Origin of the sequence: Devosia sp., assembly GCF_048261455.1 — a bacterium.
In the GTDB taxonomy this organism is placed as follows: domain Bacteria; phylum Pseudomonadota; class Alphaproteobacteria; order Rhizobiales; family Devosiaceae; genus Devosia_A.
Map to the genome: position 1 here is coordinate 45,617 of NZ_JBLXGA010000014.1, position 10,710 is coordinate 56,326.

The 10,710-nt window shown below is 65.5% G+C and carries 9 protein-coding genes; 6 read left to right on the forward strand and 3 right to left on the reverse strand.

The window, feature by feature from the left end:
* Positions 1-64 precede the first annotated feature (64 nt).
* The 6 genes from ACN0TK_RS14520 to ACN0TK_RS14545 all read left to right on the forward strand — a co-directional run bounded on the left by ACN0TK_RS14520 (position 65) and on the right by ACN0TK_RS14545 (position 6,540).
* Positions 65-580, forward strand: coding sequence for a GNAT family N-acetyltransferase (locus ACN0TK_RS14520; RefSeq protein WP_417310240.1), 516 nt, complete (start codon positions 65-67; stop codon positions 578-580).
* A 180-nt stretch (positions 581-760) separates the two neighbouring features.
* Positions 761-1,666 (forward strand): ABC transporter substrate-binding protein, encoded by a 906-nt coding sequence (locus tag ACN0TK_RS14525; protein ID WP_417310241.1) that lies wholly within the window; start codon positions 761-763, stop codon positions 1,664-1,666.
* A 109-nt stretch (positions 1,667-1,775) separates the two neighbouring features.
* Positions 1,776-2,960, forward strand: coding sequence for an ABC transporter permease (locus ACN0TK_RS14530; protein WP_417310291.1), 1,185 nt, complete (start codon positions 1,776-1,778; stop codon positions 2,958-2,960).
* 55 nt (positions 2,961-3,015) lie between these two features.
* On the forward strand, positions 3,016-3,954 hold the full coding sequence (locus ACN0TK_RS14535) for an ABC transporter ATP-binding protein (protein WP_417310242.1): 939 nt from the start codon (positions 3,016-3,018) through the stop codon (positions 3,952-3,954).
* Positions 3,951-4,700: an ABC transporter permease gene (locus ACN0TK_RS14540; RefSeq protein WP_417310243.1), complete on the forward strand. Its 750-nt coding sequence runs from the start codon at positions 3,951-3,953 to the stop codon at positions 4,698-4,700. The genes ACN0TK_RS14535 and ACN0TK_RS14540 overlap by 4 nt, the downstream gene beginning before the upstream one ends.
* Positions 4,701-4,758: 58 nt before the next feature.
* Entirely contained in the window at positions 4,759-6,540 is a 1,782-nt protein-coding gene (locus ACN0TK_RS14545) for a hypothetical protein (RefSeq protein ID WP_417310244.1), read from the forward strand.
* Between the two features lie 69 nt (positions 6,541-6,609).
* On the opposite strand, the gene ACN0TK_RS14550 is transcribed toward ACN0TK_RS14545, so the two are convergent.
* The 3 genes from ACN0TK_RS14550 to ACN0TK_RS14560 all read right to left on the reverse strand — a co-directional run.
* Positions 6,610-8,487: an extracellular solute-binding protein gene (locus ACN0TK_RS14550; protein WP_417310245.1), complete on the reverse strand. Its 1,878-nt coding sequence runs from the start codon at positions 8,485-8,487 to the stop codon at positions 6,610-6,612.
* Positions 8,488-8,560: 73 nt separating this feature from the next.
* A complete protein-coding gene (locus tag ACN0TK_RS14555) occupies positions 8,561-10,183 on the reverse strand; it encodes an ABC transporter ATP-binding protein (RefSeq protein ID WP_417310246.1) in 1,623 nt (540 codons plus the stop codon).
* The coding region (locus tag ACN0TK_RS14560; protein WP_417310247.1) for an ABC transporter permease subunit at positions 10,180-10,710 on the reverse strand (531 nt) is incomplete at its 5' end. The genes ACN0TK_RS14555 and ACN0TK_RS14560, both read right to left, overlap by 4 nt.

Here is a 10,710-nt window from a genome sequence, read left to right on the forward strand (position 1 = left end):
GCATTGGTTCGTTTTGATAAGCATCCATTATGATCGGGTTTGTTGATTGATGAAAGTACCGCCAATGCGTATCCGCCCTGCAACCGATGCCGACCTGCCGGCCCTTCTGACGCTGCACAATCAGGCGATCCGCGACAATGACGGGATCTGGATCGAGATCGAGGAGACGCTGGAGGGGCGCGCCGCCTGGCTGGCCGAGCGGCGACAAAAGGGTTTTCCCGTCGTGGTGGGCGTCAACGCGCAGGACGAGGTACTCGGCTACGCCGCCTATGGCACCTATCGCGGCCGCGACGGCTATGACCTGACTGTGGAGCACTCGGTCTACCTGTTCCCCGAACACCACGGGAAAGGGTATGGTCGGCAGTTGCTCGCCCATATCATCGAGCTCGCCCGTGCCGATGGCCGGCACGCCATGGTCGCGGTGATCGACGTCGAGAACACGGGCTCGATCCGGCTGCACCGGGGGTTCGGTTTCACCGGTGGCCAGGTGCTGCCGCAGCTCGGCAAGAAGCGCGGCAAGTGGCGCGATCAGGTGCAAATGGTGTTGCTGCTCGACGACCGCGACGTGCCTCCCGTCTGAGATTGGCTGGCGCGCCGGAACGAACGGCCTGCACCGGTGTTCCTCAACCCGAACGACTGCGATTGCGAACATTTTACCGCCGCGAATCGCCATGACGCAGAACGGGGGTTAATTTCCAGCCCCGTCCGTATAGAGTTGAGGTCCGGGCTTCGCAAAGCCGGGCACAAAGAGGAGACAATCATGCTGTCCACCAAACTGCTCGGCGCCGTTGCGGCGCTGGCCCTTTCCGTAACCGCCGCCAATGCGCAGGTTGTGGTGTCGTCCAAGATCGACACCGAAGGCGGTCTGCTCGGCAACATCATCAGCCAGATGCTGCAAAAGAACGATATCGCCGTGACCGAGAAGATCCAGCTCGGCGGCACGCCCGTCGTGCGCGAGGCGATCACGGCTGGCCAGATCGATATCTATCCCGAATATACCGGCAACGCGGCCTTCTTCTTCAACATGGCCGACGACCCGCTGTGGAACGACGCGGCCAGCGCCTATGAAGAGGCCAAGAAGCTCGACTACGACGCCAACAAGATCGTCTGGCTACAGCCGGCCCCGGCCAACAACACCTGGGCCGTGGCCCTGCGCAAGGACGTCGCCGACGCCAACTCCATCACGACCTTCACCGATTTCGGCAAATATGTCGCCGACGGTGGCGAGGTGAAACTGGCCGCATCGGCCGAGTTCGTGTCCTCGCCGGCAGCCCTGCCGAAGTTCCAGGACGTCTATGGCTTCACGCTGAGCGCCGACCAGCTGGTGACCCTGTCGGGTGGTGATACCGCCGCGACGATCGCCGCGGCCGCCCAGCAGACCAATGGCGTCAACGCCGCCATGGTCTATGGCACCGACGGCGGCATCGCGCCGTCCGGTCTGGTGGTGCTCGAGGACGACAAGGGCGTGCAGCCGGTCTATGAGCCCGCCCCGATCATCCGCGAAGCGGTGCTGAACGAATACCCGCAGATCGCCGATATCCTGGCGCCGGTGTTCGAAAAGCTCGACCTCGAGACGCTGCAGGAGCTCAACGGCCGCATTCAGGTCGGTGGTGAGAGCGCCAAGGCCGTGGCTGTCGACTGGCTCACCACCAACGGCATGCTCTGAGGTCGCGGGCCGCGCGGGTGACCGCAATGGTTCGCTGTGAACGCTTGAGCCTCCCCCGGATGCCGGGGGAGGCTTTTCCACCTTGTCGTCCAACCCATCCGCCGGGCGCATGACCGATCTCGCTGCGCAAAATCCGTCGCTCAAGCGCTTTCGCGTCGACAAGCTCGGGGTGCTGATCGCCGTTCTGGTGGTCGTGGCACTGGTGATGCCCTTTGCCGTGTTCCGCGCCAACCGCATCGTGCCGGGCGAAGGCCATCTGATCTTCACCGCGCTGCCGGGTGCTATGGCCGGCCTGCTGCTGCTGGCCGTTGGCGGTGCCGCGGTGATCGCCTTGCTGCGCAGCCCGCTGCTGTGGCGGCTTGGCGCCAGTTTCGTGGCGCTCGCCGCCCTGGCGCTGGCCGTGGGCATGGCCGGCGGCTTCCTGACGCCCGAGGGCGACAAGCTGGCCCGGGTGTCGCCGGGCGGCGGCTATTGGCTTGGCAGTTTCGCTTTCGCCCTGCTCGCCACCGACGCCTTCGTGCGGCTGAAGCTGCAGCCCTGGCTGCGCATCGTCGCGGTCGTCGTGGTCTTCGCGCTGATTGCAGCGCTGCTGCTGTCGGGCGCCTGGAACGACCTGTCGATCCTCAAGGAATACGCCAACCGCGCCGACACCTTCTGGCGCGAGGCGCAGACCCATGTGTTTCTGGCGCTGGGCTCGCTTGTAGCCGCGGCGCTGGTCGGCATCCCGCTCGGGGTGCTGATCCAGCGCGTCAGACCGCTGCGTACCCCGGTACTGAATGTGCTCAACATTATCCAGACCATCCCCTCAATCGCGCTGTTCGGGCTGCTGATTGCGCCGTTGGCCTGGGTAGCCGCCAATATTCCGGGGGCCGAGGCGATCGGGATTTCCGGCATCGGCGGGGCGCCGGCGCTGGTGGCGCTGTTCGGCTATTCGCTGCTGCCCATGGTGGCGAACACCGTGGTCGGCCTCGAGGGCGTGCCGCCGGCCGCCTATGATGCCGCGCGCGGCATGGGCATGACCAACTGGCAGCGCTTGCGCCAGGTCGAGTTTCCGCTGGCCTTTCCGGTGATCCTCACCGGCATCCGCATCGTGCTGGTCCAGAACATCGGGCTCGCGACCATTGCCGCGCTGATCGGCGGCGGCGGTTTTGGCGTGTTTGTCTTTCAGGGCGTCGGCCAGACGGCGATGGACCTCGTGCTGCTCGGCGCATTGCCGACGGTGGCGCTGGCTTTTACCGCCGCCGTGGTGCTCGACGCCGTGGTGGAAATGGTGAGTGTTGGGGGGCGGAAGTGATGCGAAGGCACGAGGACGAAGGCAATCGCCCGAAACACTGGATAGAGGCCGCCCCATGATCGAGATTGTCGAACTGACCAAATCCTATCTCGGCGTGCCGGTGGTCGATCATGTGTCGCTGACCGTCGAGGACGGTCAGATCGCGGCGGTGGTCGGGACGTCCGGATCCGGCAAGACCACGCTGCTCAGGATGATCAACCGGCTGATCGAGCCCGACAGCGGGCGCGTGCTGATCGATGGGGCGGATACGCGCGAGCAGCCGCCCTATGAGCTGCGCCGCAAGATCGGCTACGCCATTCAGGGCCATGGGCTGTTCCCGCACCGCACCGTGGGCCAGAACATCGCGACGGTGCCGGCGCTGCTCGGCTGGGACAAGGCCAAGATCGACGACTGTGTCACCGAGTTGCTGGAGCTGTTCCAGATGCCGCCGGACGAGTTCCGCGACCGCATGCCGGGGGAGCTTTCGGGCGGCCAGCAACAGCGCGTCGGCGTCGCGCGAGCGCTGGCGGCGCAGCCGAAACTGCTGCTGATGGACGAGCCGTTCGGCGCGCTCGACCCGATCATCCGCGCCAAGGCGCAGGCCGATCTCAAGGCGATCCAGAAGCGGCTGGGAACGACGATCGTCCTGGTGACTCACGATATGGAGGAAGCGGTGCATCTGGGCGACCGGATCGCCGTGATGGATGGCGGGCAACTGCTGCAATATGCGCCGCCGGCCGAGATCATTGCCAATCCCGCGACCGATTTCGTCGCAGAGCTGATCGGCACCTCTGAGCGGCCCTTCCGGCTGCTGGCGCTGGGCAAGGTGAGCGAACTGATCGAGGGCGGCACGGCGCAGGGCGCGCCGATTTCGCTCGAGGCGAGCCTGCGCGACGCCTATGCCGAATGCCTGTGGAGCGGCCGCGACATGCTGCCGGTGACCAATGAGGCGGGCGACGTGGTGGGCCGCATCCGACGAGACGACATCGCCCAGCGGGCCGAGCATCCGCAATGAAGGCTGGCCTGATCATCCGGCTGGTCGTGCTGGCGGCGCTGGTGACGCTGATCGTGTGGCCGCAGGGCTTCGAATGGCTGTTCGCGCCGATGACCAAATACGGCCAGCCGGCGATCTACACCCAGAACTCGCTGCTCAACCTGACGCTGAGCCATCTCGGGATCGTCGCGGTCGCGACCTTTGCCGCAACGCTGGTCGCGGTGGGGTTGGCGATCCTTGTGACGCGGCCGGTCGGCGCCGAATTCCTGCCTCTGAGCCGCTCGCTCGCCAATACCGGACAGACCTTTCCGCCGGTGGCCGTGCTGGCGCTGGCCGTGCCGGTGCTCGGTTTCGGCACCGCACCGACGCTGGTGGCGCTGTTCCTGTATGGCCTCTTACCGATCTTCGAGAACGCGCTGACCGGGCTGACCAGCCTGCCGCCAGCGGTGAGCGACGCGGCGCGGGGCTCGGGGATGACCAATCGGCAGCGCCTGATGGGCGTCGAACTGCCGCTCGCCGCGCCGGTGATCCTTGCCGGGATCCGGCTGTCGGTGGTGATTTCGCTCGGTACCGCGACGATTGGCTCGACCGTCGCCGCCTCGACGCTGGGCGAGGTGATCATCGCTGGCCTCCTGACCAGCAACACGGCCTTCGTGGCCCAGGGCGGGCTCATCGTCGCCGCGATCGCCGTGCTGCTCTATGACGGGCTGTCTGCGCTCGAGCGCTTCCTCATGCGCCGCACCGGCCAGCGGGGGAGGGGACGGTGAGGCGGGCGAGGCTATTCGTATAAAACTCTATTAAGCCTGTCGCGCGCATAACGCCTCAATGCAGCAAAAGGCAGATGTCGTGGCGCGCCCGAGGATTTCCCGTCTCAGCCTGACCGGGCTGGTGTGGGCGCTGCTGGCGCTGCTGCTGGTGTTGCCGCAACTCCGCGGCGAACCGATCTCCTTCGTCGGCGACGACGTCATGCGGCTGGTCAATGTGCACGACCTGCTCAATGGCCAGAACTGGTTCGACAATTTCCAGCATCGCACGAACACGCCCTGGGGCGCGCCGATGCACTGGTCGCGGCTGATCGACGGTCCGATGGCGCTGATCCTTGCGGGGCTACGCCTGTTCCTCGATCCCACCGCCGCAGATACCGCACTGCAACTGATCTGGCCGCTGCTCGTGCTACTCGGGCTGGCTGGGACGCTGGTGATCCTCGCCGACTGGCTTGCGGGGCGCTCGGCCGCGGTGGCGGTGGTGCTGCTCGCGCCGCTGGCGGTGTCGATCTATGCCGATTTTCACCCGGGCGACCTCGACCACCACAATGTGGTGCAGGTGCTCTGCCTCGTCGCCATTCTCGCGACATTGCGGGCACGGCAGAGCGTCGGCTGGGCCGTTGCTGCAGGACTCGCTGCCGCGACTGTTCTCGCAATCGCCAGTGAAGGCCTGGCGGTGGTTGCACCGCAACTGTTGCTGATCCCGCTGTTCTGGGTGATCGATCCGGCCCGCAGCGCCCGCCCCATGCTGGCGTTCGGTGCCAGCTTTGCGCTGGGCGAGCTGGCACATCTGATGCTGGTGACGCCGCCCGCAGACTATCTGACAACCCAGTGTGACGCGTTGTCCTTCACCTATGTATCGATGGCCTGGCTCTATGGTCTGGCGATCGCCTGCGCCTGGCTCGTGACGGGGCGTCGCGCGGCCCCGGCCTGGCAGCGCTTGGGCGTGCTGGCTGTTGCCGGCCTGGTGGCGATGGCAGCCGCCCTTGCCATTTCACCCGCCTGCCTGCACGGGCCTTATGGCAATCTAGAGCCCTGGCTCGTCGACATGCTGCTGGCGCCCATCGGCGAGGCGCAACCGCTCATGACCTGGATGATCCCGCTACGGCCCGTCCTGGCGGCGCTGATCCTGCCGGTGACCGGGCTCGGTGCCTGTATCGCGGCGGTCCTCATGCATCGGGGTGAGCGCCGCATCGACTGGCTGGCGATGCTGGCGTTCCTGGCGTTCAGCATGATTGTCACTTTTGCGCAGGTCCGCGGCCTGCGCCTTGCAACGATTATCGCGCTGCTGCCTGCCGCCTGGGCGCTGGCGACGGCGTGGCGCGCGTTCAAGCCCAACCAGACCCTCTGGACGACGCTGCGGCTCGTCGGGCTTGCCTTTGCATTCATGGGGTTGCTGCACCTCGTGGTTGCAAAAATGGTCTACGAGGCCCTGACTCCGCCGAGCTACGAGGTCGAAGATGTCGTCTTCGCCGATGATCTCAAAGCCTGCGTCATGCCAGAGGCTTATGCGCGGCTGCAGCAATTGCCGACCGGACGGGTGATGTCATCGCTGCTGATCGGCAGGCAGATTCTCTACGAGACCGACCACAGCATCGTCAGCTCCGCCTATCATCGCAATGTCGCCGGCTTGAAGGATGCGGTGCGCTTTTTTGGCGGCGGTGAGGCCGAAGCCCGCGCTGTGGTCGATGAGCGCGCGCTCGACTACCTCGTCCTGTGTCGCGGCGTGCAGCCCGGCGATGCCCTGGAGGGAATGCCGGACTTTGACGCCAGCGGCTTTGACTGGCTCACGCCGATTTCGGCGCCGGATGAGCCGCTGCAGATCTATCGCATCATGCGCTGAGGCGCTGGCATGGCAAACGGTAGGTGAGCGAGGGGCGGTTTCCCGCCCCTCTGTCGCGAGCGGTTCGTCCTAGTCCTTTGCGGCGACGGCTGCGGCCTTTTCTTCGTCCCACCACCAGACCGTGGGGAAGCCGATCGAGAACTCGGGGAGCTCTTCGGGATGGCTGAAGCGGTCCCAGCGGGCGATGCGCGCCTGGCGCAGCGTGTAGGTGGGCAAGACATAGTTGTGGGCGAGCAGCACCCGGTCGAGGGCGCGGGTGGCGGCGATGAGCGTGTCGCGGTCATCGGCGAAGATGATCTTGTCGATCAGGGCGTCGATGGCCGGATCGGAGATGCCGGCATAATTGCGCCCGTCTTCCTGGTTGGCGGAAACCGAGCCCCAGTAGTCGCGCTGCTCGTTGCCCGGATAGAGCGACTGGGCCCAGCCGGTATAGATCACGTCATAGTCGCGGCTCTGGACCCGTTCGATCCACTGCGGGCTGTCCACGGTGCGAATCGAAACGTCCATGCCGAGACGCTTGAGATTGGTCTGCAGATTGGTGGTGATCGGCTCGAGCGTCGGCCCGTTGAGCAGGATTTCGAAGCGCACCGGCTTTCCGTCAGGGTCCGTCAGCTGGCGCCCTTCGAGCGTATAGCCGGCCTCGGTGAGCAGCTGGTTGGCGGTGCGCAGGTTGGCCCTGAGCTTGGTCTGGTCGCCCGAAACGGGGTTCTCGTAGGGTGTCGTGAAGACCTGGGGCGGCACCTGGTCCTTCAGCTCTTCGAGAATCTCCAGCTCCTCTCCCTCCGGCAGGCCGGACGAGGCAAATTCGGTGCCGTAAAAATAGCTGTCGATGCGGTCGTACTGGCCAAAGAAGCGCAGTTTGTCGAGTTCCTCGAAGTCGAAGGCATAGAGCATGGCTTCGCGCAGCGCTTCGTTCTTGAACACGTCACGGCGCAGGTTCGGCACGAAACCGACCATGATGCCGCTGTCGCGATAGGGGTTCTCGAAGGTTTCGAGGATCACCCGGCCGTCCTTGACCGCGGGGAAGTCGTAGCCCGACTGCCAGCGCAGCGCGATGTTCTCGCTCCACCAGTCAAACGTGTCGGCCTTGAAGCCTTCGAACTGAGCGGTTGTGTCGAGAAAGTACTCGTATTTGATGGTCTCGAAGTTGTTCTGGCCGACATTGAACGGCTCCTCGAGCGCCCAGTAGTCGGGGTCGCGGGTGAAGGTGGTCGAGGCGCCGGGGCTGAACCGGGTCAGCTTGTAGGGGCCCGAGCCCATGGGCAGTTCCAGCGTCGGTTTTGTGATGTCGCGCGGATTGCCGTCGGCGTCCGTACCCTCCCACCAGTGCTTGGGCAGCACCAGCAGCTGGCCCATGATGTTGGGCAGTTCGCGATTGCCCGTCGTGTCGAAGGTGAAGGTCACCTCGCCGGGGCCCGAGACCGCGACGTCCGAGACGTTGACGTAGTAATTGGCATAGAACGGGTTGAGCTCGGTGAGCTTGCCGAAGGACCATACGACGTCCTCGGGCGTCACCGGTTCGCCGTCATCCCACTTGGCCTTCGGGTTGAGCCGGTAGGTGACCGAGGAAAAATCCTCGGGGTAGGTCAGTGCATCGGCGAGCAGCCCGTAATGCGTCGATGAGGTCTCGTCGAGCGTCGACTGCATCAGCGTCTCGTAGATGAGGCCGAGGCCGGTAGCCGGCTCGCCCTGTGGCAGGATCGGGTTGAACGTGTCGAACCCGCCCATTTCGCTGAGCCGCACCTCGCCGCCGATCGGAGCGTCCGGATTGACATAGTCGAAATGGGAATAGCCCTCGGGATATTTCGGCTCGCCGGTCATCGATTCCGCGTGAAGCCACACGCGGGTGTCTGTATCGCCAGCAGGGGCGTCCTGCGCTGTGGCGAGAGCGGGCATGAGCGCCACGAGCGCGGCGGCGGCGAGCGAGACGAGGCGGTTGGACTGCATCAGGGCCTCCTGGGTTGGCGGTGAGCTTTGAGGGCAATTATGGCGGGAGCGCGTTGCGCTTTAAGGGAGCGTCTCATGTCGGCAGCGCCTCGACCGGGGCAAGATCGAAGGCGGCGGCAATCAGCGCGCGGGTGTAGTCGGTCTGCGGGGCATCGAAGATCTGGGTCGACGGGCCGAACTCCACGGCCTTGCCGGCGCGCATCACCAGCACTTCGTTGGCGAGCGCCCGGACGACCTTGAGATCGTGCGAGATGAACACATAGGTCAGGCCGCGGCGCTGCTGCAGGTCGCGCAGCAGGTCGACCACCTGCGCCTGCACCGAGACATCGAGGGCAGACGTGGGTTCGTCGAGCACGATGAATTCGGGTTCGAGCACGATGGCGCGGGCGATCGAGATGCGCTGGCGCTGGCCGCCGGAGAATTCGTGCGGATAGCGATGCCGGTCCTCGGGATCGAGGCCGACTTCGGCCAGCACCTGCTGCACCCGCGCGTCCCGCTCGGCTGAGCTGAGTTTGGGCATGTGGACTTCCATGCCCTCGGCGATGATTTCGGCGACCGACATGCGCGGGCTGAGCGAACCGAACGGATCCTGGAAGACGATCTGCAGATGCTTGCGGAGCGGCCGCATCTGCTGCCAGCCGAGCCCGTCGATGGCGCGGCCCTGATAGACGATCCGCCCCTCGGAGCTGACGAGGCGCATAAGCGCGCGCCCCAGCGTCGTCTTGCCCGAGCCGGATTCGCCGACGATCCCCAGGGTTTCGCCGCGGCGCACCGTGACATCGACGCCGTCGACGGCCTTGATGTAGCCGGCGACCCGGCGGAAGAAACCCCGCTTGATCGGAAACCAGACTTTCAGCTGCTCGGCCGATATGATCGGCTCGGCTGCGAGGTCGGTGACCGGCGGACGGCCCTTGGGCTCGGCGGCGAGCAGCTTGCGGGTGTAGGCGTGCTTCGGGTGCTCGAAGATTTCGGCCGTGGGGCCGTGCTCGACGATCCCGCCTTCGGTCATCACATGGGTGATCTCGGCCATTTCGCGCACGATGCCGAGGTCATGGGTGATGAACAGGATCGCCATGCCGCGCTTTTCCTGCAGCTGCTTGAGCAGGGTCAGGATCTGCGCCTGCACGGTGACGTCGATGGCCGTGGTGGGCTCGTCCGCGATCAGCAGGTCCGGCTCGTTGGCGAGCGCCATGGCGATCATCACGCGCTGGCGCTGCCCGCCCGAAAGCTGATGCGGATAATCGTCGATGCGGGACGCGGGGTCGGGAATGCCGACTTCGGCGAGGAGTTCGAGCGCGCGGGCGCGGGCGGCGGATTTGCTGAGCCCGTTGTGGATGGCGATGACTTCGGAAATCTGCCGGCCGACCGTATGCAGCGGATTGAGCGAACTCATCGGCTCCTGGAAGATCATCGAGATCGCATTGCCGCGCACCTGGCGCAGTTCGGCGGGCGTGGCGGCGAGCAGATCGGTGCCGCGATAAAGGATCTGCCCGCCGGGATAGCTCGCGGCCGGCTCGGGCAGCAGCCGCAGCACCGACAGCGCGGTGACGGATTTGCCGGAACCGCTTTCGCCGACCAAAGCCACGGTCTGGCCCGGCAGGATGTCGAAGGAGATGCCACGCACGGCGTGGATCACCCGCTGCTCGGTGGCGAAGTCGATCTTGAGGTCGCGAACGGACAAAAGCGGCTCACTCATGCGCGGGCCGCAAAAGTCTTGCGCGGATCGAACGCGTCCCGCACCGCTTCGCCGATGAACACCAGCAGGATGAGGATCGAGGCGATGGTGATGAAGGCGGTGATCGCGAGCCAGGGGGCGAAGAGATATTCCTTGCCCTGGCTGAGCAGCTCGCCGAGCGAGGGGGCGCCGGCGGGGAGGCCAAAGCCGATGAAGTCGAGCGCGGTCAGCGTCGTCACCGAACCCGCGACGATGAAGGGCGCGAAGGTGAGCGTCGCGACCATGGCGTTGGGTAACAGGTGCCGGAACATCAGCCGCGTATTGGAGACACCGAGCGCGCGGGCCGCCGCGACATATTCGAGATTGCGGGCGCGCAGGAACTCGGCCCTTACGATGCCCACCAGGGCTGTCCAACTGAACAGCAGCAGGATGCCGAGCAGCACCCAGAAGCTGGGCGCGATGACCGAGGAGATGATGAGCAGCAGATAGAGCTGCGGGATGGCGCCATAGATTTCGAGAAAGCGCTGGCCGAGCAGATCGACCCAGCC